This window comes from Fictibacillus sp. WQ 8-8, from assembly GCF_024494405.1.
GTDB lineage: Bacteria > Bacillota > Bacilli > Bacillales > Fictibacillaceae > Fictibacillus_C > Fictibacillus_C marinisediminis.
This window is the reverse complement of the sequence record NZ_JAMXKG010000005.1, coordinates 65,264-90,820: the sequence shown is the minus strand read 5'-3', so window position 1 is coordinate 90,820 and position 25,557 is coordinate 65,264. Positions and strand designations below refer to the sequence as shown.

The 25,557-nt window shown below is 44.4% G+C and carries 29 protein-coding genes and 1 other annotated feature; of the genes, 28 read left to right on the top strand and 1 reads right to left on the bottom strand.

The window, feature by feature from the left end; all coding sequences use genetic code 11:
• The first annotated feature begins 110 nt into the window (after window positions 1–110).
• From M1K46_RS12415 to M1K46_RS12280, 28 genes are all read left to right on the top strand, one after another.
• Window positions 111–1,307 (top strand): hypothetical protein, encoded by a 1,197-nt coding sequence (locus M1K46_RS12415; RefSeq protein ID WP_256226226.1) that lies wholly within the window; start codon window positions 111–113, stop codon window positions 1,305–1,307.
• A 52-nt stretch (window positions 1,308–1,359) separates the two neighbouring features.
• Window positions 1,360–2,091 (top strand): PRC-barrel domain-containing protein, encoded by a 732-nt coding sequence (locus M1K46_RS12410; protein ID WP_256226224.1) that lies wholly within the window; start codon window positions 1,360–1,362, stop codon window positions 2,089–2,091.
• A gap of 17 nt (window positions 2,092–2,108) precedes the next feature.
• Window positions 2,109–3,518 (top strand): G5 domain-containing protein, encoded by a 1,410-nt coding sequence (locus M1K46_RS12405; RefSeq protein ID WP_256226223.1) that lies wholly within the window; start codon window positions 2,109–2,111, stop codon window positions 3,516–3,518.
• 5 nt (window positions 3,519–3,523) lie between these two features.
• Window positions 3,524–5,188 (top strand): GspE/PulE family protein, encoded by a 1,665-nt coding sequence (locus M1K46_RS12400; RefSeq protein ID WP_256226450.1) that lies wholly within the window; start codon window positions 3,524–3,526, stop codon window positions 5,186–5,188.
• A gap of 9 nt (window positions 5,189–5,197) precedes the next feature.
• Window positions 5,198–6,238: a type IV pilus twitching motility protein PilT gene (locus M1K46_RS12395; RefSeq protein ID WP_256226221.1), complete on the top strand. Its 1,041-nt coding sequence runs from the start codon at window positions 5,198–5,200 to the stop codon at window positions 6,236–6,238.
• 1 nt (window position 6,239) lies between these two features.
• Window positions 6,240–7,451 carry a type II secretion system F family protein gene (locus M1K46_RS12390; protein ID WP_256226220.1) on the top strand — a complete coding sequence of 404 codons (1,212 nt, stop codon included), beginning with the start codon at window positions 6,240–6,242 and terminating at the stop codon, window positions 7,449–7,451.
• A gap of 61 nt (window positions 7,452–7,512) precedes the next feature.
• The gene (locus M1K46_RS12385; protein WP_256226219.1) at window positions 7,513–8,001 is read left to right on the top strand and encodes a type II secretion system protein; all 489 of its coding nucleotides are present in this window, start codon (window positions 7,513–7,515) and stop codon (window positions 7,999–8,001) included.
• Window positions 8,002–8,065: 64 nt separating this feature from the next.
• Complete coding sequence (locus M1K46_RS12380) at window positions 8,066–8,818, top strand: prepilin peptidase (RefSeq protein WP_256226218.1); 753 nt, start codon at window positions 8,066–8,068, stop codon at window positions 8,816–8,818.
• A gap of 28 nt (window positions 8,819–8,846) precedes the next feature.
• The gene (gene pilM / locus M1K46_RS12375; protein ID WP_256226217.1) at window positions 8,847–9,845 is read left to right on the top strand and encodes a type IV pilus biogenesis protein PilM; all 999 of its coding nucleotides are present in this window, start codon (window positions 8,847–8,849) and stop codon (window positions 9,843–9,845) included.
• Entirely contained in the window at window positions 9,835–10,425 is a 591-nt protein-coding gene (locus M1K46_RS12370; protein ID WP_256226216.1) for a PilN domain-containing protein, read from the top strand. The genes pilM and M1K46_RS12370 overlap by 11 nt, the downstream gene beginning before the upstream one ends.
• A complete protein-coding gene (locus tag M1K46_RS12365; RefSeq protein ID WP_256226215.1) occupies window positions 10,422–11,270 on the top strand; it encodes a hypothetical protein in 849 nt (282 codons plus the stop codon). The genes M1K46_RS12370 and M1K46_RS12365 overlap by 4 nt, the downstream gene beginning before the upstream one ends.
• 129 nt (window positions 11,271–11,399) lie before the next feature.
• Window positions 11,400–12,419: an SPOR domain-containing protein gene (locus tag M1K46_RS12360; RefSeq protein WP_256226214.1), complete on the top strand. Its 1,020-nt coding sequence runs from the start codon at window positions 11,400–11,402 to the stop codon at window positions 12,417–12,419.
• A 249-nt stretch (window positions 12,420–12,668) separates the two neighbouring features.
• Entirely contained in the window at window positions 12,669–13,256 is a 588-nt protein-coding gene (locus M1K46_RS12355) for a Maf family protein (protein ID WP_256226213.1), read from the top strand.
• Window positions 13,257–13,288: 32 nt separating this feature from the next.
• Window positions 13,289–13,960 (top strand): RadC family protein, encoded by a 672-nt coding sequence (gene radC, locus M1K46_RS12350; RefSeq protein ID WP_053358515.1) that lies wholly within the window; start codon window positions 13,289–13,291, stop codon window positions 13,958–13,960.
• Window positions 13,961–14,031: 71 nt separating this feature from the next.
• Window positions 14,032–15,072, top strand: a complete 1,041-nt coding sequence (locus M1K46_RS12345; protein WP_053357693.1) for a rod shape-determining protein — start codon at window positions 14,032–14,034, stop codon at window positions 15,070–15,072.
• Window positions 15,073–15,087: 15 nt separating this feature from the next.
• Complete coding sequence (mreC, locus tag M1K46_RS12340; protein WP_256226212.1) at window positions 15,088–15,963, top strand: rod shape-determining protein MreC; 876 nt, start codon at window positions 15,088–15,090, stop codon at window positions 15,961–15,963.
• Window positions 15,963–16,481 carry a rod shape-determining protein MreD gene (mreD, locus tag M1K46_RS12335; RefSeq protein ID WP_091004189.1) on the top strand — a complete coding sequence of 173 codons (519 nt, stop codon included), beginning with the start codon at window positions 15,963–15,965 and terminating at the stop codon, window positions 16,479–16,481. The genes mreC and mreD overlap by 1 nt, the downstream gene beginning before the upstream one ends.
• A 65-nt stretch (window positions 16,482–16,546) precedes the next feature.
• Window positions 16,547–17,221: a septum site-determining protein MinC gene (minC, locus tag M1K46_RS12330; protein ID WP_053357696.1), complete on the top strand. Its 675-nt coding sequence runs from the start codon at window positions 16,547–16,549 to the stop codon at window positions 17,219–17,221.
• A gap of 19 nt (window positions 17,222–17,240) precedes the next feature.
• Entirely contained in the window at window positions 17,241–18,035 is a 795-nt protein-coding gene (gene minD, locus M1K46_RS12325) for a septum site-determining protein MinD (RefSeq protein ID WP_053357697.1), read from the top strand.
• Between the two features lie 158 nt (window positions 18,036–18,193).
• Complete coding sequence (locus tag M1K46_RS12320; RefSeq protein WP_082316188.1) at window positions 18,194–18,943, top strand: M23 family metallopeptidase; 750 nt, start codon at window positions 18,194–18,196, stop codon at window positions 18,941–18,943.
• Entirely contained in the window at window positions 18,936–19,796 is an 861-nt protein-coding gene (locus M1K46_RS12315; protein WP_062234155.1) for a M50 family metallopeptidase, read from the top strand. Before M1K46_RS12320 ends, M1K46_RS12315 begins: the two co-directional genes overlap by 8 nt.
• 37 nt (window positions 19,797–19,833) lie before the next feature.
• Window positions 19,834–21,321, top strand: a complete 1,488-nt coding sequence (locus tag M1K46_RS12310; protein WP_256226209.1) for an Rne/Rng family ribonuclease — start codon at window positions 19,834–19,836, stop codon at window positions 21,319–21,321.
• Window positions 21,322–21,373: 52 nt separating this feature from the next.
• Window positions 21,374–21,447 (top strand) — a sequence feature (ribosomal protein L21 leader region).
• Window positions 21,448–21,460: 13 nt separating this feature from the next.
• On the top strand, window positions 21,461–21,769 hold the full coding sequence (gene rplU, locus M1K46_RS12305) for a 50S ribosomal protein L21 (RefSeq protein WP_053357701.1): 309 nt from the start codon (window positions 21,461–21,463) through the stop codon (window positions 21,767–21,769).
• Window positions 21,770–21,774: 5 nt separating this feature from the next.
• Window positions 21,775–22,113: a ribosomal-processing cysteine protease Prp gene (locus tag M1K46_RS12300; RefSeq protein ID WP_256226208.1), complete on the top strand. Its 339-nt coding sequence runs from the start codon at window positions 21,775–21,777 to the stop codon at window positions 22,111–22,113.
• A 41-nt stretch (window positions 22,114–22,154) separates the two neighbouring features.
• Window positions 22,155–22,445, top strand: coding sequence for a 50S ribosomal protein L27 (gene rpmA / locus M1K46_RS12295; protein WP_053357703.1), 291 nt, complete (start codon window positions 22,155–22,157; stop codon window positions 22,443–22,445).
• Between the two features lie 129 nt (window positions 22,446–22,574).
• Window positions 22,575–23,117: a Spo0B C-terminal domain-containing protein gene (locus tag M1K46_RS12290; protein WP_256226207.1), complete on the top strand. Its 543-nt coding sequence runs from the start codon at window positions 22,575–22,577 to the stop codon at window positions 23,115–23,117.
• A 27-nt stretch (window positions 23,118–23,144) separates the two neighbouring features.
• Window positions 23,145–24,428, top strand: coding sequence for a GTPase ObgE (gene obgE / locus M1K46_RS12285; RefSeq protein ID WP_053357705.1), 1,284 nt, complete (start codon window positions 23,145–23,147; stop codon window positions 24,426–24,428).
• A 98-nt stretch (window positions 24,429–24,526) separates the two neighbouring features.
• The gene (locus M1K46_RS12280; RefSeq protein ID WP_053357706.1) at window positions 24,527–24,970 is read left to right on the top strand and encodes an ACT domain-containing protein; all 444 of its coding nucleotides are present in this window, start codon (window positions 24,527–24,529) and stop codon (window positions 24,968–24,970) included.
• A 44-nt stretch (window positions 24,971–25,014) separates the two neighbouring features.
• Here M1K46_RS12280 and M1K46_RS12275 read toward each other — a convergent pair whose 3' ends face one another.
• Window positions 25,015–25,548, bottom strand: coding sequence for a transcription repressor NadR (locus M1K46_RS12275; protein WP_256226206.1), 534 nt, complete (start codon window positions 25,546–25,548; stop codon window positions 25,015–25,017).
• Window positions 25,549–25,557 lie beyond the last annotated feature (9 nt).

Below are 25,557 nucleotides of genomic sequence, written 5' to 3'. Positions count from 1 at the left end.
CCAATTAATAGTTTTTATTATACAATTTGTTTACAGAAATTTGATATATTTTGTAATAAAAGAAAGAATTTTATCAAATGGTTTAATTTTACAGAGGGGAATGGAGGCAATTGGCTCTTTATTTTATAGCAATAATTGGCGCGATACTTGTTACAGCCTTGCTTTATTTTGGACCGGGCTTCATACCGAAGAAAAATAAATTGTTGCTGGCTGTGACCGCAATCCTACTCTCGTTCATTGGATTGATTGCTGCAGGTTACCTGCCGTTTTGGCTTACAGCAGGTCTCATGGCGGGACTCTCATTCATTGCCGCCTACATAACGGAGAAAAAACTGGGAGCCATACCTGCCGATCAAGCTGGATGGGAAGCAATTCCTTTAACAGCGGAGCCGGCCGGATTAACACAAAACGATAGTTTACTAGGGCCCGAGAGCCGCAGTATTCAAGTGGTTCACCATGTGGACACAGCTGAACAACAGGCTCCATTACCAGTGGAGAGTGAAGTTGAACAAGAGCTTGAAGTATTTCAGGACTTGCCGAACCAACTTGAGAACGTGGAAATTCCGGAACTGGAGGAAATCGCTGTTCCTGTTGAACCTGAAACCATTCTGGAAGAAGCAGAAAATACGGATGAATTTGATTTCCTCGTAGAAGGACGAAAGACAGAGCCGGTTATGGAGGAAGAGACGCAGCCTGAGGAACATTCTGCTGAGATTGCTCACGGACGCGAGCAGCTGCTGGGAGAATTGGAAGAGCTAGGAGAGTTGTCTGAAGTACAGGTATCAGAAATTGAAGACCAGGCATCTGCTGAGGAAAAAACAACAGACATCGCTCAGCCAGAGGATTTGGAAGAGACTGAAGTTCAAGCTGCAAGTGAGCTTGAAGATAAGCTTGAAGATTTGGAAGACTTGATCCAACTTGATGTGTTGACTGAACAAGATTCAGAGGATTCTGAGGAGAATGAGGCAGAGGCCGTATTGCCAGATGTTATGGAAGAAAAAAAGGCAGATCTGTCACCAGACATTCTTGAATTTATGATTGAACAGGTGAGCTGGGTGAGGGAACATGGCGAGAGAGCAGAATTCGAAAGCGTGCTGACAACCGTTTTGCAGCAGCAGCTTTCTCCCAAAGATTATTATATCTTTTCCGGTTTACTGAGGGATTTTTATATTCAGGAAAAGGAAAATCTCAAGCTTGCATCATTGTTATCAGATTTGAAAGAACGCTATTCGGAATATGGTGTGATAAAAAGTGAAATAGAGTACTATTTTACTACTTACCTAATTCCAGAAGATATAGTACAATAATTTGGTGTTGCATGATAATATTACCAATTTAGATTAGAATTGAGTGATGAGTGTGAAGAAGAGCAACCAATTTGTCGGCTTGCCGATTATCAGCATCAATGAAGGAGCAGAAATCGGAACAGTGAAGTCCCTGGTGATCAACGCACAGCAGGGGAGCGTTGACTTTTTAATTGTAGAACATGAGGACGGGCAGATCAGTGTAATGGCGGTTCCGTTTAAAAAGATCGTGGGTGTCGGTGAATTTGCGGTAACCATCGAAGACCGCAATTCTATTTTCGATTTAACGGAGATACCCATTGCCAACGAACTCGTACAGAAAAAAATCAGTATTTCGGGAGCTAGAGTCATTGACCGCAAAGGGCAGCTGCTTGGTGAAGCCGATGAATTTTATATTAACGAAGATAACGGATCGATCCTTGGTCTGACAATCGGTATGAAGGATAAAGAGGCAGTCTTGAAATCGGAATTTGTGGTGACCTTTGGACGTGATTTAATCGTGGTGAAGGAAGAAAGCCAGCTGCATTTTTTAAATGAACCAGAACAGCTAATCGAGCCTGAACAGACTTTAGAAGAATTGACACTCGATCGATTCGCGAACGAAGATCCGCTAAAAGAAAAACAGTTAGAACTGTTAAATGGTAAGCGTGCTTCCAAAGACATTTATTCAAAAACAGGTAATTTAATTATCCCAAGCGGAACACTGCTCAGCAGAGAAGATATTGTAAAAGCTCGTGAGGAAGGCCCTTCTGTCATGGTTGAGCTATCCATGAACGTGGCTGACTAAAAAAGGGGGGAGGGAATTTGGCGCAACCAGAATTTAAGAACACACGGTTCCTAATGATTTTTGGTATTCTTTGCCTTTCCTCCTTTTTTATTTTTGGCGTTTCTCTCTACGGCTCAAACTTATACAATAAATCATTCGGAGAAGAAATAAAAAATAAGGGGGTCCAAGTAGGGCCGGTTTCTTTAGAAAATAAAACAAACGCAGATGCACTAGGGTTACTTGATAAGAAGGTTGCTGATTGGAAAAAGAGTTCAAGCATCCTTTTGGCTTATAACGAAAAACAAGTTATTCTCCCTGCTGGAGCCGTGGCTTTTCGGATCTCCGAAAGCCTGAACCAGGCGAAAGAAGGTGACAATCCTCTTCTCGTTGATGTAAAGCAGGAAAAAGTGACAGCCTCTTTAAAAAAGTTTAAAGATAAAGGTCTGGAAAAATCATTGAATATGGATTTGCTTCTCCACCAAATAAGAGAGACGGCATCCATCCTTGCTTCCGGCCAGACCGTACTTAAACTTGGAGACTTTTATGCTGAACAAAATCTTGAACCAGTTAAAGTAAGCACAGCTAAAGTGCCATTGGAATATGAATATTTTTTATTGGAGGACTGGGTCAAAGCACTCAACGGCTATCAAATTGAACCGGGTGCTATCTTTTCTTTGCGTGAAGTCATGGAGAAAAAGGGCCTTCAGCCGAAAGATTCTGATGATCTGGCTCTTCTTGCAAGCTCAATTTATTCGGTGGTAGCTAAGTCCAATTTTGGAATGATTGAAAGGAATACTTCTAGGGAGCTTCCTGGTTTTATTAAACTGGGCTTTGAAGCAGCAGTTGATCCGGATGAGCAGGATCTCGTATTCCAAAATCCGAATCCGGGTTCTTATATCCTTGGCATGAGCTATAAAAAGAAAACGGTTAAAGTCTCTCTTGTCGGAGCTCCATTTCCGTTTACATATAAAACAGCGGTTAAGAAAACAGTATATGATCCAAGGACAATCGTTCAATATAACAAAGATATGGACCCTGGCGCTATCGAGCTTTTACAGGCAGGAGAGAAGGGGATTTTGGCTGCGGTTTTCAGAGTATCTTATGATGGGGCAGGCAAAATCGTTGAAAAAACAAAGCTTTCAGAGGATTTCTATCCTCCGGTTCCTCGGATGGAAAAACGCGGGTTTCCGATAGAAACGGCAACAGACGGTACATCTCCTGCCGATCCGGTAACGACGGATCCAGGCAGTTCAACAGATCCCGGAACAGCAACGGACCCGAGGCCTTCAACACCTGCTGTTCCAGGGACTCCCGGAACCGTAACGTATCCGCCGATACCCGAAATACCCTCTGGCGATATCGCAAGAAAAAGATTGAATGATTCAAACACACAGTCTGCGGCTGGCCAGAATAACGTTCAGTCGGATAAAGGAGATAAACAGGAGTGAGCGGAATGCTAAGCCAGCGAAAAAGACTTGGTGACATTTTGGTTGATGCCGGACTCCTTTCGGAAGAGCAGTTGATGCAGACATTAAAGGAGAAAACAAAATCACAAAAGCTCGGCGATGCGCTTATCGAGAGAGGCTACATCACAGAGCAGCAGCTGATCGAAGTGCTTGAATTTCAGCTCGGCATACCGCATATCAGCCTTTTCCGCTACCCCATCGAGGAACAGATCGTATCGATTGTTCCGGGAGACGTGGCCAAGAGGTACCAGCTCATTCCTCTAAAAAAAGAAGGAGACAAACTGCTCGTCGCGATGGCGGACCCGATGGATTTTACAGCGATCGATGACCTGCGTCTGTCCACAGGATTTCAGATTGAGCGTGCCATTGCGACGAAAGACGATATCTTAAAGGCGCATAACAAGTTTTATAATATGGATGAATCGATGAGCGAGCTAATGGATCTGCTTCCGCAAGATTCAGTTTTAAGCGATGATAGCCGCATCACGGAAGAAGATTCACCGATCGTAAAGCTCGTTAACCAGATCATCCTGCAGGCGGTGCTTCAAAAGGCGTCAGACATCCATTTTGATCCGCAGGAAACGAAATTAGCTGTGCGCTACAGGATCGACGGTATGCTGAAAACAGACCGGAATCTGCCGAAACACATGCAGAACATGCTGACTGCCAGAATTAAAATCATGGCTAACTTGAACATTACCGAAAGCCGGCTTCCTCAGGACGGCAGGATAAAAATGAACGCGGATATGCATCCGGTAGATCTGCGTGTCTCCACGCTTCCGACCATATATGGAGAAAAAATCGTTCTTCGTATCCTGGATCTGGGAAGCTCTCTGAACAATTTGGATAACCTCGGCTTCAACAAGCTGAACTATCAAAGGTTTACGCAGCTGATCGAGCAGCCAAACGGCATCGTATTGATCACAGGTCCGACGGGTTCCGGAAAGTCATCCACGCTGTATGCCGCGCTTAATCGTCTGAACGATGAAGAGTCTAACATTGTTACGGTTGAAGACCCGGTAGAATACCAGCTCGAGGGCATCAACCAGATTCAGGTAAACAGCAATGTCGGACTGACATTTGCCAACGGTCTGAGAGCGATCCTGAGGCAGGATCCCGATGTTGTCATGGTCGGTGAGATTCGGGATACGGAAACAGCAGAAATCGCCGTGCGGGCTTCCTTAACAGGACACCTTGTATTAAGTACGATTCATACGAACGATTCGATCGGCACTATTGCCCGATTAACGGATATGGGCGTTGAGCCGTTCCTCGTGGCCGCTTCTCTTTCCGGAATCGTCGCACAGCGCCTCGTCCGCAGAGTCTGCCGGGACTGCCAGAAGCAATATAAAGCGACAGAACGTGAAAAAGAAATCTTTTCCAAGAGGGGCATGAAAATCGAGGTTGTAACTCGCGGGAAAGGATGCGGAACATGCAACATGACAGGCTACAAAGGGCGCCTTGCTATTCACGAGATCTTAGTCGTGGACGAGCATATCCGGCAGCTTATCATGAATAACCGTCCGATGCTTGAAGTCCGTGAATATGCCTTAAAGAGCGGCACTATCTTTTTGATCGATGACGGGCTGCTTAAAGTGAAAAAAGGACTAACAACTACTGAAGAGATCCTGCGGGTAGCCACGAGTGAGTAGGTGTAAATGATGAAAGAAAAATTGGAATTATGGCTGAGGGCAGCTTTTCAGCTGAGAGCATCGGATGTTCACTTAACCGTTGGCATGCCGCCGGTTTTCCGGATTAATGGTGATTTAAAAAAATACGGAAACGAGCCGCTGCTGCCGGAAGACACGTACGGGATTGCCCGGTCGATTATTCCTTCTGAAAGCTATGAAACATTCAAAGAAAAGGGAGAACTTGATTTTTCCTACGGCATAAAAGGAGTATCCCGTTTCAGGATCAATACATACCATCAGCGGTCGTGTGTCAGTCTGGCGATCCGGGTTATTCCTACAAGCATCCCGACTCTGGAGGATCTTGCCCTTCCTGATACGTTAAAAAAGATGGCAGTAAAGCCGCAAGGGCTGATCCTGGTAACAGGGCCGACGGGAAGCGGGAAATCGACCACTCAAGCTTCTATCATTGATTATATGAACCGCACGATGCGACGCCATATCATCACACTTGAAGACCCGATTGAGTACTTGCACCGGCACAATACGTGCATCATCGACCAGCGTGAAGTCGGGTTTGATACGGCTAACTTTGCTAACGGGCTTCGTTCATCGCTCAGACAGGATCCTGATGTCATTCTGCTGGGGGAAATGAGAGATTTGGAGACGATCTCAACAGCCATAACAGCTGCGGAAACGGGACATTTGGTGTTAGGAACGCTTCATACAAGCAGTGCACCGTCCACGATCGACCGGATCATAGACGTGTTTCCGCCGAATCAGCAGGGACAGATCCGCATTCAGCTGGCTTCCGTGCTTGTCGGTATTCTTTCACAGCGTTTGTTCCCAACTCCTGATAAGAATGGAAGAAAAGCAGTAACAGAAATTCTTTTAAACAACTCTGCAGTTGCCAACTTGATCCGCAATGAGAAAATTCACCAGATCAATAATGTCATGCAGACGAGCAAGGCATCGGGCATGCATACCTTTGAGATGTCGCTGAAGGAAGCGTTGGAACGGCAGGAAATATTAAAAGAGTCGGCTGAGCCTTACCTTCAGGAGAGGAGTTACTAGCATGCCGCAATTTCAATATACCGGCAGGGACAGGACCGGCAAAAAGAAAACCGGGACCATTATCGGAATTTCTAAACGGGAAGTGGTGCTCAAGCTCCGTGAGAAAGGCATCGCGGTCATGGAGCTGAATGAAGCAAAGCAGACTCTCCTGAACAAGGAGATTTCCATCGGGCCGCGGGTAAAGTCCCAGCAGTTTGTTATTTTTCTTCGGCAGTTTTCCACCTTGCTGAAAGCCGGTGTCTCAGTGGTTGACTCAACTTCAATCCTTGCCGGCCAGACCGAAAGCAAGGCATTGAAAAAGGTACTGATTGATGTGGAAGAAGAGCTGAGACAGGGGAATCCACTCTCGGCAGCGATGGGGAAACACCCTGCCATCTTTCCTTCCATCGTCATCAATATGATTGCGGCTGGAGAACTTGGGGGCAGTCTGGAGGAAACGTTATCCAGACTTGCTGATTTTTTTGAGAAGCAGCACTACACGAGGCAGAAGATCATTTCAGCGATGACGTATCCGGCCATCGTCGGAGTCGTCGCCGTTGGGGTAGTTATATTCTTGCTGGCAAAGGTTGTGCCGACGTTTGCTTCCATGCTTGAAGAGGCAGGAGGAGAGCTTCCGGGTATTACAAAGTTCGTTCTTTCAGCCAGTCATTTTGTTCAGGGATACTGGTGGATTATCTTGGTGCTTGTTTTTCTATTTTCTCTATCAATCTATCTCATCAGAAAAAAACCGTCTGGTAAATATTACCTAGATTATGCTATATTGAAATTACCATTATTCGGTAAAATGTTACAAAAGTCCTCATTGGCACGGATGGCTCGTACCTTAAGTTCACTGTTCTCCAGTTCCGTGCCTGTGCTGCAGGCTCTATCAATAGTGGAAAAGGTAGTAGAAAACGAGGTGGTTGCCCGAGTACTGAGACAATCAAGAGGTGCGCTTGAGAGAGGGCAGCGTTTAGCTGAACCGATGAAAGAACACTGGATCTTTCCACCACTTGTTACACAGATGATCGCGATCGGTGAGGAAACAGGATCGCTCGATGCGATGCTTGGAAAAGTAGCTGATTTCTATGAAAAAGAGGTTGAAACCGCGACCGATCGGCTCAAATCCTTAATTGAACCGCTTATGATCGTCTTTCTTGCCTCGGTGGTCGGGACAATAGTTATATCCATCATTGTGCCTATGTTTAAAATCTATGATTCTGTCGGAAAGTAGTCGGAAAGTTATAAAAATTTCCTGAAGCAAACCGATATATAAGAAAAAAGGAGGAATACGGATGCGTAAGTTAATGCAAAAGTATTTAAAGAATGAAAAAGGTTTAACGCTGATCGAGCTTTTGGTTGTCGTTGTTATTTTGGGGATTATTGCAGCTATTGCTGTTTTGAGTATTGGAGGAATATTGGATAACTCCAAGAAGGATGCTCATGTTGGTAATGCAAAGCAAATGATAAACGCGGCAAAAATGGCAGTTACAGCAGATCCTGATACTTATACTGGTACCAAATATTTATCCTTGAATTTTTTACAGAAACAAGGATATTTGGATGATGTTGCTGATCCTGATAAAACATCAGGTGGATACACTACTTCAGCTGATACTGCACCAACGGCAGAAGCACCTACTGGATCCTATGTGGTAGTGACTAAAACTACAACTAATAACTACACATACTCTGTTAAATTAATAAATGGAACTAGAGGAGTTAAAAATACGGATGGCAGCCCTGTCGAAGAAAATATTGTGAAACGAGACAAAGTTAACTAATAATTTAAGAACCTCTCTCAAATGCGAGGGAGGTTCATACTTTTATATTTAGTAGGAGAAGTAGATGCAAACAATATTTCTATTATTAATTACTTATGGATTAGTATTGGGCTCCTTTTTCAACGTAGTCGGCCTGCGCATCCCTAACAACGAATCAATCGTACACCCAGGCTCCCGCTGCACAACCTGCGACCGTAACCTTAACTGGTACGAACTCATTCCTGTCTTTTCTTGGATTTTTCAAAAAGGAAAATGCAGAGGCTGCCAAACGAAAATATCAGCTCTCTACCCAGTAATAGAATTATCCACGGCAATTCTTTTTACGATTTCGCCATTATTGGTGGGATGGTCAAAGGAACTGCTCGTTTCCTGGTGTCTGATCTCGCTCCTTGTTATTATCACGGTTTCAGATATCAAATACATGATCATTCCAGATAAGGTGCTATTATTCTTTATTCCCGTTTTTATTGTTTTGCGCGTTTTTATTCCGCTTGATCCTTGGTGGGATCCTGTTGCTGGCTTTGCTCTCGGTTTCGGGCTGCTGTTCCTCATTGCTGTTGTATCAAAAGGAGGAATGGGCGGCGGAGACATCAAGCTGATGGGAGTTCTTGGCATCGTCCTTGGCTGGAAGGCAACGTTGCTAGCTTTTATGCTGGCCACGCTGTTTGGATCAGTGCTCGGGGTTGCGGGTTTGGCGTTAAAGCTTGTGAAAAGAGGGCAGCCGATTCCATTTGGCCCCTATATTGTACTTGGCACTCTCGTATCCTACTTTTTTTATCACGAGATCATCAACTGGAACTTTCAATTAATGAACTGAGTTGAACATAGACAGAGGTGTAGAAGAAATGGCATGGGGATTGGCTTCATTTAACCGCAGGAAAGCAAACTTATTCATACAGGATCATGTCATTCGTTTCGTGGAATTTAAGCAGCCGGAAACGCTTGATATTCGTCAATTTGGGGAAAAGTATCTGCCTGAAGGGCTTATTAAAGATGGTAAAATTCAGGATCATGAAACACTTTCTCTTATTTTGGAAGAGTGTGTTAGTGACTGGGGGATTAAAGGGAGAGAAGTGCAATTTAATGTGCCCGATGCAAAACTCGTGATGCGCAAACAAAACCTGCCCTCTGAATTGAAAGAGGAGGAGATCAAGGGGTACCTTTATTTGGAATTGGGTTTCACCATCCATGTGCCGTTTGATAATCCTGTATTTGACTATGTGATCCTTAACCGATCGGAGTCTTCTCTTGAAATATTGCTGTTTGCGGCGGCAGAAGAAATTGTGTCGGATTACACTTCGATGCTTGAACAGGCGAAATTGAAGCCCGTTGTTGCGGATGCTTCCTTCTTGGCGCTGTACCGTTATATTTTTCATCGCAGTTTGGCGGATCAAGAGGAACACATCCTTTGCCTTCAGTTTGATATCCAGTCGATTCAGCTTAGTATCTTTCATCAGCATAAACCATACTTCTTCAATCATTTGAAAATGGATGTGGATCTTTCAAACGTTACATTTAACCATGCACATAACAGCCAAGCGGCCTTTTGGGACGGAGAACCTGGATATTTGCATGGTGAAATTGATGATATGATGCTGGAAATTGACCGGATTGCCGGACACTATCGAAACAATTTAAGCTCGGGACAAGAAAGTGTGACGAAAATTCTGCTGACCGGTGAACACCCAGAACTGATTTATGTGAAAGAGAAGCTTTCTGCCAGGTTTTCCGTTCCAATTGTAATTATTTCTTCTGAATCCAACCAGAGAATTTCAGCAGATCTTCCATCCCGGTTTGATGTCGTGCTTGGCCTTGGTTTGAAAGAGGTGCAGCATGTTAGTTGATATCAATCTGCTGCCGCGAAAAGAGCGGTCATCTTTTTCATGCAAGCTGCTGCCCATGGGTGTTCTGGCCATACTGCTTGTAGGGAGCATCTGGCTTGGGGTGGATTATTATCTTGCAAAGCAAGAGGTTAACCAGACGAGGAATGACCTTAAACAAGAAAAGCAAAGGGCTGATATTCAAAAGCAGAATGCGAAAAGCACAAAGCCTGCAGCGAGTGCGCCGCTTCAGGAAAAGATCGACTATATTAAAGGTATAGAAATACCTGCAGCCGAACTGCTTCAGCATCTTGTCTCTTTCCTGCCGGAGCGCGGCTATTTTATAACGTACAAATATGATGGCGGTAAAGATATTTCCATAGCTGTTCAGTTTGATACATTGCCTGATTCTGCACAGTACCTGCATGAGCTGTCATCATCCCCGAATTTTACGGATGCGGAGCTTGAAAAAGTGGAATCGAAAAAATTGGAAACAGATGATCTTAAAGGTGAAAAAAATGTACTCCCAAGATACTTGGCGACCTATAAGCTGACGTTAAACGAAGCGGCATTTAAGGACTTAAGGGATGGCGGAAAACAATGACCGAATCACTAAAAAAATACATTCTTCCATTTTCAGCTGTTATCGTCCTGTTGGCTGGCGCCTTGTTTTATGTTGGGGTTATTACTCCATTGCATGAAGAAGCCAACCAGAATGAAACGGAGACCAAGCTGCTGAAGAAGCAGAACGAGATGCCAGCCGTCCATGAAGCTTCAGCTCCATCCATGATTGAAAATACGTATGCTCTTCAGCAGGAGGTGCCGGTCAAACCTCTCGTTGACCAATTCATGCTTCAGCTGGAAAAAGCAGAGGTTCTTTCTGACAGTATTATTGAAGGAATGGAATTTAAAGGAGAGGATGGAACGGCGGCTACTGCTCAGGGACAGCAAACTTCCCAGTCAGCTAGTACTGGTTCTTCTTCCCAGAACTCATCTAACACTTCAGATACGAATTCAACAACAGCTTCACAAACTGGAAAAACTGAAGATCCAAAGACGGGTTCCGATAAAGAAACAGCAGCTGTTCCTCTTGCTGGAGCGCCTCTTCCTGAAGGCGTAAAAAAAACCAGTGTGGAGCTTACCGTTACTTCAAAGGACTATAATGGGCTAGCCCGGTTTGTAAAAGAGGTTGAAAAACTGAAGCGGATCTCGATTATTGAGGGAGTCGCTTTTACTGGTACGGAGGAAGAACTTCCATCGACAGAAGAGACGCCTTTAATGGCAGAGGATCAGCCTGAGGGACTATCTTTTAAAATTTTAATCAGCGCCTACTATTTGCCGGAGCTGACACAATATATGAAAGATCTGCCGAAAATGAAGTATGATCAGCCAGTAGAAAAAAAGGATCCGCTCACAAATGCTGAGCTTTCAAATGAAAAGAAAAAATAAGGACAAAGCGCTCTTTGGAGTGTTTTGTCTTTTTCTTTTCTATTCTAGTAAATAACATTCTTTTAGTTCTATGAAATGGGTGATCTGCATACCATGTTTACTAGATGATAGAACAAAGGAGCGGATGTTATGAAGGACCAAAAGCCGATCACGGTATTGATCAACGGCAAAGCCACTGCCTATAAAGAAGTGCAGAAAGAGCAGGAGACTTCGACGAAGGAACTCGCGGCGGCTGTTTATACAGAAGAAGCAGCAGGGTGGGAGATTATTGATTCGGAAGGCGCCGGCAAAGTGCTTGATTTCAAAAAAGTAATTTCTTCCGTTCCTCGCCCGTCGACCTTACGGAAAAAGTGGTCCAAACGCAGAATGATAATCATGGATCATAAAAGGAACACCAGTCTGTTCTCAAAAAAATTCATGACTGCAGTCCTTGCTGCGATTGTAACAGGCTGCACGTTTGGAGCCATTATCCTTATGCTTTTTACCGGTGAAACGGCATCGACCCAGAGCCAGACAGTGGCTGCCCAACCTGGCAATGCTAGCTCCAAAGCACAGGCTCCGGCAACAATTTCAAATATCTCCATGGACTTTCATGCCGCTCAGAATGGACTCTTTTCCACAGAGAAAAAAGCGAAGGAAATAAGCGAGAGCATTAAAGATCAAGGATATGCAGCGGCTGTTTACAAACAAGGGGCAAACTATTCTGTCCTCATCGGGCTAGGCAATAAAAAAGAAGAGGCCCAAACACTGGCGGATGTTTATAAGCTAAAAGGAGTGGAAGTGTGGCCAAAACAGCTCGATGCTTCCTATACGAACTTGAAAATTCCGCACAAGATGGATGAACCATTTATCGTGAACGGCAAGATTCTCCTGCAGAATGTGATTACCCTTTCCCAGGTGCCGTCGCTCAGCAAGAAAGCGAAGGATTCGATCATGAAAGATTATGAAGGATGGAAAGCATACGGTGATAAGCAGCATGAACAATGGCCAGCCAAACAGGAAAAGGCTGTTAAAAACTATGAGGAGGATATTTCCCGGGCGTTAACCAAGCTGACGGCAAACCGGTCTGACGAGGCTGACTGGCCGCTGCAGCAATCTGTGCTCGACAGCTTTGTGTCCTATACAAAGCTCCTTGAAACCTTAAAATAGCCTATAATGAAGCAAAGCGGGGTGAACCTGCCTTGCTTCATTTATGTTTTCCATATAAAAGAAATCCGACAAATTTTAAAATAAAATGTTAAATCAAGACATAAACAGACAAGGTTTGGCGAAAAATTAATAGAACAATCATGATAAACGGATTACTTATTGTCTAACTTTGGAGATTTTGATATGCTTAATTCAATCTCTCTTGAAGTTAGACAGTTTTAGTGAACCGCTAATTAAAAGGGTGATTATATGAAACGCCTCATACTAGCCTCTTCTTCACCTCGAAGAAAAGAACTTCTTTCAATGAACCTTCTCTCGTACGAAGTTATTCCAAGTACTATTCAAGAGGTCATGGATCCCTCATTGTCACCTGAAGAGCTTGTTTGTTCGCTTGCCAGGCAAAAAGCGGAAGATGTATTTGGGCTGCACTCGGAACATGTGGTGCTTGGTGCAGATACGATTGTTGTGAACAATGGTACCGTATTGGGAAAACCGGCTGGAAGGGAAGAAGCCGTCGCTGCTCTCCGTTCGCTCTCAGGCCGGACTCATACCGTGTATACAGGTGTCTGCATTCTGTCCGAAGGCGTAGAACGTTTGTTTTCAGTTTCTACAGACGTAACGTTTTGGGAGCTTTCAGAAGCAGAGATCGAATATTATGTGAACAGCGGAGAACCGTTTGATAAAGCCGGCAGTTATGGGATCCAGGGATTGGGCGCAAGGCTCGTCCAGTCGATCGCCGGAGATTTTTACTGCGTGGTGGGATTGCCAGTATCCAGAGTAGTAAGGGAGCTTGAAAGCTTTGGAATCAGCGCAGTCAGTCAGGAAGATGACATATAAGGAGGAATACGTAAGTGGGCGAAACACCGCTTATGATTCGAGATTATCCTGTACAAGAACGGCCGCGTGAGCGAATGCTCAACAGCGGACCGGAAACCCTGGCGAACCATGAACTCCTGGCTATATTATTGAGAACAGGATCAAAGAACGAATCTGTCATTCAGCTTGCGAACCGAATCATTCAGCATTTTGAAGGGCTTCGTTTTTTGAAAGACGCAACGATTGGTGAATTGAAAGAAATTCACGGAATTGGGGATGCGAAAGCCGTTGAGCTTCTCGCGGCCATTGAATTGGGAAGGCGCATCAGCCGATTGCCGTTTGACGAACGGTTTGCGATCCGCTCACCTGACGATGGGGCTCAATACATGATGGATGAACTGCGCTTCCTTCAGCAGGAGCATTTTGTCTGTCTCTATTTAAATACGAAAAATCAAATCATCCACAAGAAAACGATTTTCATTGGAAGCCTGAATTCATCGATCGTCCATCCTAGGGAAGTTTTCAAGGAAGGATTCAGAAGGTCTGCGGCTTCCATTATTTGTTTCCACAATCACCCAAGCGGTGACCCCGCTCCGAGCAGGGAAGACATCGACGTTACAAAAAGATTAGTAGAATGCGGAAAAATGCTTGGAATTGAGCTTTTGGACCATATTATTATCGGCGATTTAAAATATGTAAGTTTAAAAGAAAAAGGTTATGTTTAACATTGTCATTTGCGCTTTTGTTAGCGTATAATCATATTTATGAGTTTTGCTTGATGAAGGGAGTTACATAAATGTTTGGTGGATTTTCAAGAGATTTAGGGATTGATTTAGGGACTGCTAACACTCTTGTTTACGTGAAGGGTAAGGGTGTTGTTGTGCGTGAACCTTCCGTGGTGGCATTGCGAACTGATACAGGATCAATTGAAGCAGTAGGGAACGATGCAAAAAATATGATTGGCCGTACACCAGGAAACATTGTAGCGGTTCGTCCAATGAAAGACGGAGTCATTGCGGATTTTGAAACAACAGCAACAATGATGAAGTATTTTATTCAGCAGGCACAGAAGAACCGTTCTGTATTTGCTAGAAAACCAAATGTCATGGTCTGTGTTCCTTCTGGAATTACAGCGGTTGAAAAACGTGCAGTAGAAGATGCAACAAAACAAGCTGGAGCCCGTGAAGCGTATACGATCGAAGAGCCTTTTGCAGCAGCAATCGGTGCAGATCTTCCGGTATGGGAGCCTACAGGAAGCATGGTCGTTGACATCGGCGGCGGTACTACAGAAGTGGCGATCATTTCCCTTGGAGGAATTGTAACGAGCCAATCGATCCGTATTGCCGGAGATGAGATGGACGATGCAATTATTCAGTATATTAAGAAAACCTACAACTTGATGATTGGTGAGCGTACAGCTGAAACGCTTAAACTTGAGATCGGTTCTGCCGGTTCTGCAGACGGAATTGAGAACATGGACATCCGCGGCCGTGATTTATTGACAGGCCTGCCGAAAACCATTACGATTTCGGCGGAAGAAGTTTCCAGCGCTCTTAGAGATACGGTTAACAGCATCATGGAGGCAGTAAAAGTGACGCTTGAAAAAACACCTCCTGAACTTGCTGCTGACATCATGGACCGCGGAATTGTACTTACTGGAGGAGGAGCTTTGCTTCGTAACCTGGATAAGGTGATCAGCGAAGAAACCAAGATGCCTGTCATCGTTGCTGAGAACGCATTGGACTGTGTCGCTGTCGGAACAGGACGCGCACTTGAAAACTTGCATCTTTTCCGTTCAAAGGCCGGGATTACTTCTCGTTCGAAAACAAAGGCTTAAGTAGGTGTTTAGATCGTGCCACAATTTTTCTCAAACAAGCGGCTAATTATTCTTCTTGCGAGTATCATAGTCTTGGTGGCAATGATCGGTTTTTCTATGAAAGATCGTGAAGAATTAAGCTGGCCGGAACAATTTTTAAAAGATACGGTTGGTGTAAGCCAGTCGCTGTTTTATAAACCCGCTAACTCTATAGCGGGTTTCTTTGAGAACCTGACAGAAATGAAGCATATGTATCATGAGAACAAACTGCTGAAATCCAAGCTGGATGAATATGCACAGCTGTCTGTGGATGTGCAGGAACTGAAAAAGGAAAACAAAACATTAAAGAGCCAGCTCGAAAAAGAGGCTGATCTTACGGAGTATAAGGTGAGGGAGGCTTCTGTCATCGGACGCTCTCCTGATCGATGGAACAAATTCATCTTTGTGAATAAAGGATACAGAGACGGTGTCAAATCCAAGATGGCTGTAGTTTCACCTGAAGGATTCATCGGCAAAGTGGCGAAGGTATCTGCTTTCCATTCCACGATACAGCTGATCAGCGACAACGACAGGACGAACCGTATTTCCGCTATCGCTGAAAGCAATAAGCGTATTTTCGGAATGATTGAAGGCTATGATTCTAAGAAACAAGCATTGCTGTTTAAAAAGATACCGGTAAATGCCAAGCTGGAAAAAGGCCAGAAGGTGATTACATCGGGTCTTGGCGAGGTCTTTCCGCGCGGGCTGCTGATCGGAACAGTCAAGGAAGTAAAGCCGGATGAATATGGGCTGACAAAGACCGCATATTTAAAGCCGTCTGCTAATCTTTATGATCTTGATCATGTGATGATTCTTGACCGGTCGATGCCTCAAGTCGATGAAAACGAATTTAAAGCAAAGGAGGAAGAATAATGAATAGGATTCTTCTTCCTTTTATTACCTATATTGCGTTTGTGGCTGAGAGTACGGTCATGCAGGTGCTGGCACCCGAACATTATGGATGGGGCTTCCTGTTGATTCCGCATTTTTCTCTTGTCCTGATTATTCTGATGTCATGCTATCTTAAACCTTCGTTTGGCATCGTGTACGGGATGATCTTTGGGCTTCTTACCGATCTTATCTATACAGATCTGATCGGTGTGTACATGTTTTCTACCGCATTGGTGGCTTACTTTATTTCTGTTTTATCCCGCTATCTTTTCAGCAACTTTTTTGTTGCTATACTTTTAAGTGCAGCCGGGGTGGCAGGACTTGAATTTATGGTTTATGGATTAAACTCTTTAATTGGTATTGCCGATACAAGTATAGACTCCTTCTTTTATGACAGGCTGCTTCCCACGCTGATCTTGAACGCTGTGTTTACGATTCTCGTTTATTATCCGTTTGTTAAGCTGCTGAAAAAGGTGAAGAAAACCATCCATGAAAACTAATGGACATAAAAAGAGGATTATTTAAAAAGTTGTCGAATGAAAGTATGTTGAGGTGAACGATGGCAATGGCACAAAAACTCCAACATAATGTTACAATAAAAGGCACGAAAGACGGTCTTGTCCTGCTGTTGGACGACCTATGCTCATTTGAGCAGCTGGTCGAGGAGCTACATGATAAATTATCCGACGACCATGGACAGTTGCTGAATGGACCGCTTATTTCAGTCATTGTCAAAACCGGCAACCGGTATTTATCAGACCAGCAGTCGGAGCTGGTGCGTGGAATTATCGGACAAAAGCAGAACCTGGACATCAAGCGGTTTGAATCCAATGTCATTACGGTGGCTGAAGCGGAGGAAATGAAGAAAGAAGCTCAGATCATGAGAGTTTCAAAAGTCATCCGTTCCGGCCAGGTGTTAAGTGTTCAGGGGGATCTTTTGCTGATCGGAGATGTAAATCCAGGCGGCACGATAATGGCAACCGGCAATATTTTTGTGATGGGTTCGTTAAAAGGCATCGCCCACGGAGGATCATCCGGTAACCGTGAAGCGGTTATTGCCGCTTCTGTCATGAAACCCACTCAGCTAAGAATTGCGGATCTGATCAGCCGGGCGCCTGACCATTATCCGGAAATTGGGCATGAAATGGAATGCGCCTATATTTCTGATGAAGAAAATCAAATTTTGATTGACCGAATCAGTACAGTACATAGAATCAGGCCCAATTTGAATCGTTTATAGTAAGAAAGGGGAATGAATCATGGGAGAGGCAATAGTCATTACTTCTGGGAAAGGGGGAGTCGGTAAAACTACGACTTCTGCGAATATCGGTACGTCCCTTGCCCTTTCTGGTAAAAAAGTATGTCTTGTTGATACTGACATCGGCCTTCGCAATCTGGATGTGTTAATGGGTCTGGAAAATCGAATCATTTATGATCTGGTTGACGTCGTCGAAGAGCGCTGCAAGCTTCACCAGGCGCTGATTAAAGATAAACGGTTTGAATGTTTATTCCTTCTTCCTGCCGCGCAGACCAAGGATAAAAGCTCCGTTCAACCGGAACAGATAAAGAAAATCATTACAGAATTAAAACAGGATTATGATTACGTCATCATCGACTGTCCTGCTGGTATCGAACAAGGATTCAAGAATGCAGTTGCAGGTGCGGACAAGTCCATCGTGGTGACAAATCCTGAAATTTCTTCGGTTCGTGATGCTGACCGTATTATCGGGCTGCTTGAACAAGAAGAAGTGGAAGCTCCTAAACTGATCGTTAACCGAGTACGAAACCACCTGGCTAAAAGCGGTGACATGCTTGATGTGGATGAGATTGTATCCATCCTTGCCATTGAGCTGATCGGCGTGGTCGTTGATGATGAGAATGTCATCAAAGCGGCAAATAAAGGTGAACCGATCGCGATGAACCCCGATAGCAAAGCGTCCATCGCCTATCGAAATATCGCAAGACGAATTCTTGGAGAATCTGTCCCTCTGACTACGATTGATGAGGAAAAAGGATTCTTCTCAAAAATTAAAACGTTGCTGGGAATGAGATAATTCATTCCCGAATTTCCTTCATTGAAAGGGAGGCAGTCCATCTGCCCTTCCCCGGACTTGGAGGATTTTTTATTCTTCAGGCAAAGACCCTTTCTTCCTCTGTCATAAGGCCCGCGGACAAGTCATAAGATGTGGTATAACATGATGCGGAGGAATGGATGATGAGAAACAGTGCGGATGATATAAGACGGCGGTATGCAGACAGGCTTGCTCAAGGAGAGAATGAAACGTTCAGAACCAGCTTGTATACAGGGAGTACAGCTTCAATGGAGGAAAAGAAGAAAGGCCCCCGATTTAACGGGTCGTTCTTTTTATTTCAGATCATGATGTCCGTGTGCCTTTTTCTTGGGGCGGGAATTCTATTTAAAAATGACAGTGAGCTTTCGGCAAAAGGGCAGAGTTTGATTAAGAAAATGTACCACAGTGAGTTTCAGTTTGCAGCCGCGAAAAAATGGTACGAGAATCAATTTGGGAAACCACTGGCGTTATTGCCTGAAAAACAAATTGAACCAGGCAAGAATGCAACAGCTGCAAATAAAAACGAAGATTATGCCCAGCCTGCATCTGGAAGAGTGTATGAATCCTTTGAGACGAACGGAAAAGGCATTATGATGGAGACGGGAAAAACATCGAACGTGGATACCGTAAAAGAAGGATATGTCATTTTTATCGGCAAAAAGAAAGACCTTGGAAATACCGTCGTCATTCAGCACAGCAATGGGGAAGAATCTTGGTATGGCGAGTTGGACAGCATTGATCCCGATGTAAAGCTCTACAGCTATATGGAAAGCAAAAAACACCTTGGTAAAGTGACACCGAATAAGGACGGAAAAACAGGTAAATTTTACTTTGCCCTGAAAAAAGGCAACACATTTGTTGATCCGAGCAAGGTGATCCCTTTTGAATAATCCTGTTTTTCAATTTTTCAGCAAAGTAAAGATTAACCCCCTTTTTTGGCTAATCATTGGGCTCTCAATCATCACCGGACATTTTCGTGAAATCATATTGCTGTTTCTGGCAGTTTTTATACATGAGATGGGTCATTATGCGGGGGCCCATCTTTTTCAATGGCGTGTAAAGAAAATCGAACTTTTTCCGTTTGGCGGAGTTGCGGAAGTAGAGGAACATGGAAACCGGCCGTTCCGTGAAGAAGTGATCGTTACCCTGCTGGGCCCTGTGCAGCATCTCTGGCTTATGCTGGCCGCTTTTTTCTTATTTCAGCTTGGCTGGTGGAATCCTCAGGACTTTGAGTGGTTTATTAAAATGAACGTAACTCTTCTGGTTTTTAATCTGCTGCCGGTATGGCCCCTTGATGGAGGAAAACTGATGTTTGCCGCTGCAGCCAGCATTTTTCCATTTAAAAAAGCACATACTGTATTTTTATTAACCTCTTTCTCCATCATGCTGATCCTGTTCTTTTCATTTTTACCCCGGGATCCCCTGCATTTAAATCTATGGTTCGTGACGATCTTCCTTGGTGTCTCTCATTATATCGAGTGGAAAAGGCGGCAGTTTGTCTTCCTTCGTTTCTTGATGTCGAGGATTGTGGATGACAGGAGATCGGGCTGGCTGACAAAGCCCATACATGTTCCCTCGGATGCAGCGCTTTATGACGTCATCAGTCTGTTTCGAAAAGGGGTCCGTCATTTTATCGTCATCCAGGCTTCGGAAACAAACAGGATCGTGGAAGAGAAGCAGGTGCTTAACATGTTTTTTTCATCCAATCAGGTCAGATGTGCAATCGGACATCTTTTTCGTTAAAATAAAAGGATGAGTGACGTAAGCGAGGTAAGTAGATGTGAAAAAAATTATTATTAATGCTTTAACCCAAATCAAAAGAACAGCAGTCATGGATTTCGATGAAGCGATAGAACTTCAAGTTGATGATTCGTCCGATCAGACTGTACCTGGAAGCATCTATAAAGGCAGGGTAAAGAAAGTGCTGCCTGGCATGCAGGCGGCCTTTGTGGACATTGGAGCTGAGAAGAACGGATTCATTCATCGTGATGACCTGCTTTCCTATCATCAGATGTATATGGCACCAGAAGATAAGAAAGGGACATCCATCAGTTCTTTTGTGAAAGAGGGGGAAGAACTGATCGTCCAGGTAATAAAGGAAGAAACAGATTCAAAGGGAGCGAGGCTGACCGGGATGCTGGCAATCCCGGGCTCACGGCTTGTTTTCCTTCCGAACGCTTCTCATATCGGTGTATCCAAGAAAATGAGCAGGAACGAGAAGGAAAAATGGCGTCTATTTGGCCATTCTCTTGTGAAGGGCGAAGATGGCGTGATTTTTCGTACCGCATGCACGGGACAATCGGAAGATGATATACAAGCGGAGTTCGACGGACTTGTAGAGAGGCACCGCCATCTGGCGGCACGGGCGGAACAAGCGGCAGCTCCTGCTCTTTTGCATGATGAAGGTGATTATCTGAATAAGATTATCCGTGACCATGCGTATGAAGACGAAACGGAGATCATCATTGATGACGGAGCGGAATTCAGGAAACTGATCTGGCTGGCCAAGCCTTTTCCGCTGCTTCAAAAGAATATCGTTTTGTACAGCGGGAAGGAGAATATCTTCTCCTATTACGGAGTTGACGCACAATGGGAAAAAGCACTCCGACCGCATGTCTGGCTCAAAAACGGAGGTTCATTGCGGATTGATCACACCGAAGCCATGTCTGTTATTGATGTTAACACGGATAAATTCACAGGGAAATCAAGCCGGAGGGAGACTGTTCTTCAAACGAACCTTCAAGCGGCTGAGGAGATTGCGAAACAGCTTCGGCTTAGAAACATTTCCGGCATGATTGTCATTGATTTCATTACGATGAACGAGCCAGAGGATCAGCAGCGTGTAGAGGAAGCTTTAAAAGCTGCACTTGCTCTCGATGGAACAACTACCGTGGTTCACGGATTTACCCGAATGGGCGTATTTGAAATGACTCGCAAAAAAGAGAAAAAGCCACTGTTCCATGTACTGACCGAGCCTTGTTCTGTCTGTAAGGGCACAGGCAGGGTGCAGTCTGCAAGAACAGTCGCCAATCAGGCAGAACTGGCGCTGCGGGAATACCGCCACATGGATGATGAAGCTCTGTGGATCGAAGCTACTCCTGAAGTAGCCCGCCATTTAAGAGGGATAGACAGTGAACATCTTCAAAATCTTGAGTCGCTTCTCTCGTATCGGATTTATATAAGTGAAAGCGGCCACGATTCCATCCCATCCTATGCTATCCGCCATATCGGGCCGATTAATGAAATTGAAGAAAGAATGAAAAGATAAATTGACATGGCAGAACACAACATGGTATGATTCTTCTGTTAGTTTATTGGAGCACCCGCTCCAACCGCTCAGGAACAGGTTTTCAAGCTTACATAAGCACCTGTGATGGCGAGTCTGAGTTTACAAGGAGGTGCACGTGATGTACGCAATTATTCAAACTGGTGGCAAACAAGTAAGAGTTGAAGAAGGTCAAGTGATCTATGTTGAAAAGCTTGATGTGGAAGCTGGCGATACTGTAACATTCGAGGATGTTCTTATGGTTGGTGGAGACAGCCTGAAAGTAGGAGCTCCTTTGCTTGATGGAGTGACTGTAACAGGTAAAGTTGAAAAACATGGCCGAGGCCAAAAAGTGGTCGTTTACAAGTTCAAAGCGAAAAAGAACTACCGTCGTAAACAAGGTCACCGTCAGCCTTACACTAAAGTAGTTATCGACAAAATCAACGGTTAATTCCAATGATTAAGGTAACCATCTACAGAGATGAACAGCATCACATTCGTTCGTTTTCAATGAGTGGACATGCCGATTCCGGCCCTTATGGACAAGATCTTGTCTGTGCCGGTGCATCAGCCGTCTCTTTTGGAGCGATCAATGCGATGGAAGTCCTGTGCAGCATTACACCTGATGTGGAAACACAACAGGATGGAGGCTACCTGATTTTCCGTGCTCCGGATCATCTTGAAGACCATATCCATGAAAAAGTGCAGCTTCTTCTGGAAGGTATGGTTGTTTCCTTAAAAACAATCGAAAACGACTATGGTCGATTTATTTCATTGCAGGAAAAACAAGCATAGTCTTGGTTTGCTGCAAAACACCGAATGAGGAGGTGGGACGAATGCTAAAATTAAACCTTCAATACTTTGCTTCCAAAAAGGGAGTAGGTAGCACAAAGAACGGTCGTGATTCCCAATCAAAGCGCCTTGGTGCTAAGAGAGCGGATGGTCAAATGGTATCAGGCGGATCTATTCTTTACCGTCAGCGCGGTACAAAAATCTATCCTGGTATGAATGTTGGCCGTGGCGGAGATGACACTCTTTTTGCGAAAGTGGACGGAGTTGTTCGTTTTGAGCGTCTTGGACGTGACCGCAAACAAGTAAGTGTATACCCAATCGCAAACGAAGCGTAAGAAGATAGCTCTAACCGGGTTGGTTAGAGCTTTTTCTTTTGTAAATGGGTATTTATTAACAGGCTTTTGGGTCTAATACCATTGAAGCAGAGGAAATGGCAATTTAACTATTCAAACAGGAGTGCAAATATGGGTAAAGATTGGTCAACGTTAGAATTATTAAGGCATGCCCGCCATGACTGGCTCAATCAGCTCCAGCTTATTAAGGCAAACCTATCTATGGGTCGGACCGAACGGGCAAAGGAGATTATCGAGGAAATCATTCTTATTTCCAGGCACGAATCAAACCTCATGAATTTGAAAGTTCCTGAATTGGCAGAGTACCTCATAACCTTCAACTGGCTGAAACACCCCATTGTACTTGAAACGGAAGTTGCCGGTGAGGCGAGAGACCTCTCAAAGGTTGGGAAGGTCATCCTTGAGGCTTGCCAGTCTCTTTTTGCCGTCATGAACCGCTCGGTTAATCCGCTGGCTGAAAATCGGCTTGTTTTCACGATCTCAAACCAACAGCATCCTTCCGCTTTTATGTTTCGCTTAACGGGCAGTATACATAATACAGAGGAATTTGAGTCGGAGCTGAAGGATGTCATTTCAGCACATAAATTATTAGACGTAATCGAAAGCTATATTCAACCCCATGAAGTATTTCTTGTTTTACAGATGAAACAGTAAAGAAATTATAGAAGGAGGCGAGCAAACATGTTCGTGGATCAGGTCAAAATTTTTGTGAAAGCCGGAGACGGCGGAAACGGAATGGTTGCGTTTCGCCGTGAAAAATACGTACCTAACGGCGGACCTGCCGGCGGAGACGGCGGTAAAGGCGCTAATGTTATTTTTGAAGTAGAAGAGGGTCTACGTACGTTAATGGACTTTCGCTTTAACAAGCATTTTAAAGCCAAGCGCGGTGAACATGGCATGTCCAAAGGCATGCATGGCAAAAATTCAGAAGATATGATCGTAAAAGTACCACCTGGCACTGTCGTAACAGATGCTGAAACAGGACAAGTACTAGCAGACCTTGTTCATCATGAACAGCGTGCTGTTATTGCCAAAGGCGGACGAGGAGGACGGGGAAATACCCGTTTTGCTACACCGGCAAACCCTGCTCCTGAGCTTTCGGAAAACGGGGAACCAGGTGAAGAAAGAGAAGTTGTTTTAGAATTAAAGGTACTAGCGGATGTTGGGCTTGTTGGATTCCCGAGCGTAGGGAAATCCACGCTTCTTTCTGTTGTATCCGCGGCTAGGCCAAAGATTGCAGAATACCACTTTACGACCATCACTCCTAATTTAGGCGTAGTGGCAGTAGATGACGGCAGAAGCTTTGTGATGGCTGACCTGCCAGGGTTGATCGAAGGCGCGCATGAAGGCGTTGGCCTCGGACATCAGTTCCTTCGCCATATTGAACGGACAAGGGTTATCCTGCATGTGATCGACATGTCCGGCATGGAAGGAAGAGATCCATACGAGGACTTCATTAAAATTAATGAAGAACTAAAGCAATACAATTTAAGGCTTACAGAACGTCCGCAGATTGTTGTAGCCAACAAAATGGATATTCCGGGTGCGGAAGAAAACCTGGAAGAATTTAAACAGAGGCTATCTGAGGATATTCCTGTTTATCCGATATCAGCAGTTACAAGACAAGGATTAAAAGAGGTCCTTTACACAACAGCTGATCTTCTGGAAAACACACCTGAGTTCCCGCTGATCCATGAGGAAAAAGAAGAGAGCCGGGTGCTGTACCGCCACGAAAAGGAAGAGTCCGGTTTTTATATTACACGGGATTCTGCTGGTACATTTATCATCAACGGACCAAAGATCGAAAAACTATTCAAAATGACAGACTTTACAAGAGACGAGTCAGTAAAACGGTTTGCACGCCAGATGCGTTCCATGGGTGTGGACGAAGCGCTTCGTGAAAAAGGTGCGGAACACGGGGATACCATCCGAATCTTGAAATATGAATTTGAATTTATCGAATAGGCTGCGCTTGAGGGCAGTCTATTTTTTGTCTATATGGGATAGACATATGGTTATCTCATTGGATATACTTATGAAAAAGCCCGTTTTGGAGGTTACATATGAAAGAAAGGCAATTTTACATGGTCAGGGAAGATGTTCTTTCAGAATCCATGCAAAAAACGCTTGAAGCAAAATCCTTGTTAGACCGTGGCAAGGTAAAAACTGTCGCGGAGGCTGCTGAAAAAGTGGGCCTCAGCAGGAGTGCGTTCTATAAGTACAGGGATGGAATTTTTCCTTTTCATACGATGATCAAAGAAAAGATCATCACCCTTTCCATCAATCTCGAAGACCGTTCAGGTGCGTTGTCAAGCCTTCTCACCATTGTTGCCTCTGTTGGCTGCAATGTGCTCACCATTAACCAGACCATACCGCTGCAAGGGAGAGCCAATGTGATGCTGACGATTGAAACCAACGGCCTTCGTGGTGAAATCAATGAACTGCTGACCACATTGAATCGTATGGAAGCTGTAGAGCGAGTCGAAGTGATTGGAACCGGGGCATAACAACAAAAAAGGAGGACTGCAGATCTTGCTGCAGTCCTCTTTTTTTATGAATGCAAATATCCTTTTTGTTTAAGCTCCCTGCATACGTTATCCAGCTGCTCTTTCGTTGGTGCCTCGAGCATATGAAGGTGGATGCCCTCTGTTAATGTACTGAGCAATGCAGCGTTTGTTGATGACAATTTGCCGAGAAAATCCTCTACATCCTTTCGGGTACTGAGAAGAAGAGATGCAGTCAGGTCTCCGTGAATCGGGTGTTCGACAATTACATTCTTAACCGTCACTCCATGATCGACAATTGTAAAAAGTTCATCTTTCGTTTGCTCAGGAGAATGGTTGGAAACAATCAAATGTCTATGTGGAACATCTTTTTCTTCCGTTTTTAAATAGAGGTATCCTTGGGAAGTGGCGATAATCGGTTCATTTTTTGCTTTTAACAGCGAGATGTCGCCAACAATAACCTGGCGGCTGACATTTGTTTTAAGTGCGAGTTCACCGCCTTTGATCGGGCTCTTGCTCTCTTTTAACCACTTTAGTATGAGGTCTCTTCTTTCGTCTCCTGGTTTTTTTGGAGTCTCCATTACACATTT

Bases quoted from the DNA above. Each gene is read 5' to 3' on its own strand.
- M1K46_RS12360 (WP_256226214.1), top strand. From the start codon at position 11,400: ATGAAGGACCAAAAGCCGATCACGGTATTGATCAACGGCAAAGCCACT.
- M1K46_RS12365 (WP_256226215.1), top strand. From the start codon at position 10,422: ATGACCGAATCACTAAAAAAATACATTCTTCCATTTTCAGCTGTTATC.
- M1K46_RS12345 (WP_053357693.1), top strand. From the start codon at position 14,032: ATGTTTGGTGGATTTTCAAGAGATTTAGGGATTGATTTAGGGACTGCT.
- M1K46_RS12320 (WP_082316188.1), top strand. From the start codon at position 18,194: ATGATGAGAAACAGTGCGGATGATATAAGACGGCGGTATGCAGACAGG.
- rplU (WP_053357701.1), top strand. From the start codon at position 21,461: ATGTACGCAATTATTCAAACTGGTGGCAAACAAGTAAGAGTTGAAGAA.
- M1K46_RS12300 (WP_256226208.1), top strand. From the start codon at position 21,775: ATGATTAAGGTAACCATCTACAGAGATGAACAGCATCACATTCGTTCG.
- M1K46_RS12290 (WP_256226207.1), top strand. From the start codon at position 22,575: ATGGGTAAAGATTGGTCAACGTTAGAATTATTAAGGCATGCCCGCCAT.
- M1K46_RS12395 (WP_256226221.1), top strand. From the start codon at position 5,198: ATGAAAGAAAAATTGGAATTATGGCTGAGGGCAGCTTTTCAGCTGAGA.
- M1K46_RS12385 (WP_256226219.1), top strand. From the start codon at position 7,513: ATGCGTAAGTTAATGCAAAAGTATTTAAAGAATGAAAAAGGTTTAACG.
- M1K46_RS12400 (WP_256226450.1), top strand. From the start codon at position 3,524: ATGCTAAGCCAGCGAAAAAGACTTGGTGACATTTTGGTTGATGCCGGA.
- M1K46_RS12390 (WP_256226220.1), top strand. From the start codon at position 6,240: ATGCCGCAATTTCAATATACCGGCAGGGACAGGACCGGCAAAAAGAAA.
- rpmA (WP_053357703.1), top strand. From the start codon at position 22,155: ATGCTAAAATTAAACCTTCAATACTTTGCTTCCAAAAAGGGAGTAGGT.
- minD (WP_053357697.1), top strand. From the start codon at position 17,241: ATGGGAGAGGCAATAGTCATTACTTCTGGGAAAGGGGGAGTCGGTAAA.
- pilM (WP_256226217.1), top strand. From the start codon at position 8,847: ATGGCATGGGGATTGGCTTCATTTAACCGCAGGAAAGCAAACTTATTC.
- M1K46_RS12355 (WP_256226213.1), top strand. From the start codon at position 12,669: ATGAAACGCCTCATACTAGCCTCTTCTTCACCTCGAAGAAAAGAACTT.
- M1K46_RS12280 (WP_053357706.1), top strand. From the start codon at position 24,527: ATGAAAGAAAGGCAATTTTACATGGTCAGGGAAGATGTTCTTTCAGAA.
- radC (WP_053358515.1), top strand. From the start codon at position 13,289: ATGATTCGAGATTATCCTGTACAAGAACGGCCGCGTGAGCGAATGCTC.
- M1K46_RS12380 (WP_256226218.1), top strand. From the start codon at position 8,066: ATGCAAACAATATTTCTATTATTAATTACTTATGGATTAGTATTGGGC.
- mreD (WP_091004189.1), top strand. From the start codon at position 15,963: ATGAATAGGATTCTTCTTCCTTTTATTACCTATATTGCGTTTGTGGCT.
- M1K46_RS12275 (WP_256226206.1), bottom strand. From the start codon at position 25,548: ATGGAGACTCCAAAAAAACCAGGAGACGAAAGAAGAGACCTCATACTA.
- M1K46_RS12370 (WP_256226216.1), top strand. From the start codon at position 9,835: ATGTTAGTTGATATCAATCTGCTGCCGCGAAAAGAGCGGTCATCTTTT.
- obgE (WP_053357705.1), top strand. From the start codon at position 23,145: ATGTTCGTGGATCAGGTCAAAATTTTTGTGAAAGCCGGAGACGGCGGA.
- minC (WP_053357696.1), top strand. From the start codon at position 16,547: ATGGCACAAAAACTCCAACATAATGTTACAATAAAAGGCACGAAAGAC.